The sequence below is a fragment of the Vibrio sp. Vb1574 genome, from assembly GCF_033338675.1.
The window spans coordinates 1-1,070 of the sequence record NZ_JAWOTC010000429.1; the positions used below are offsets into that span (position 1 = coordinate 1).

General features: G+C 38.3%; 1 protein-coding gene. It reads right to left on the reverse strand.

Annotated elements, in window-relative coordinates; translation table 11 throughout:
• Positions 1-166: 166 nt before the first annotated feature.
• Positions 167-1,070, reverse strand: a 904-nt coding sequence (locus tag R7O12_RS26650; protein WP_318127082.1) for a LysR family transcriptional regulator, incomplete at its 5' end; no start/stop codon positions are given.

Genomic DNA, 1,070 nt, shown 5'->3' on the forward strand with positions numbered 1-1,070 from the left:
AAAGTTATGGTCTGTTGTTATTTTAATATTGATTGCTTAATCAATATACCTCTAAAACAAAGATCAATTAACTTCGTTGATGTGATACAGAATATATCAAATATTAATATCTCACCGGTAAATGAAACGTTACCATTGAGAAGAATCGAAAGGCTTTAAAAAACAACTAATTATCGTTAATGGATGAAAGTGTGCTTTCAATTATTGGAATCAGCCATTTATAAATAGGACTATTGCGATGGCGATAGTGCATGTATAGGTAAATATCTTGAGACTCGCCTTTGAAGGAGGCTTTTAGTTGTGGGGAGAGTGACAAACTTTTGAGTCCGGAAAGATGCTTTCTTGAAAGAAACGCAGATGTGGGGAATAGAGCATCTGTCTCAGAAATCACTTCTAATAGAGACAAAATGGAACTGGACCTAAAAGCGGTTTCGGTTTCAATGTTTTCACGCTCTGCCCAGCACTCAATAAGCGTTCTGTTCTCATTCCAATCTGGGACGATGGCAGTGACAATTGGATATAGACTTAAGTCATTACAATCGATCGCTTGATCCGATAAAGGGTGTGCATCTCTCGCTAATATCTGAAATTCATCGGTGGCAAGGTGCTTGGTTTGTAGTTCTTTTGGGACATTGTTTAGAGGGTAGTTGATTCCCAAATCTAACTCACCATTAATCAGTTTACTAATGGTATTTGAGCTCCAACTTTCTGTTTCTATTGTGATATTAGGAGCGATATCTAATAACTTTAAATGCAATTTAGCAGGGAAGGAGACGCCAAAAAATCCATTAATTGCGATTTTTATATTCGCGGAACTGCTTTCTGGCGAAAATTCATCAAGCTCTAAAATGAGATTCGATAAATCATCCATTATTTTAGGTAAGCTATCGGATAAAAGTTGTCCTTTGTCCGTAGGCTTTAATCCATACCTCGTTCGCACAAATAGTGGGTCGTTAAAATGCTCACGTAGACGTGCCATCGCCCGGCTGACAGCAGGTTGAGTGATGTTGAGCCTCTTGGCTGCCGCGACTGTTTTCTTCTCTTCCGATACTACTCTAAAAATCTTTAGC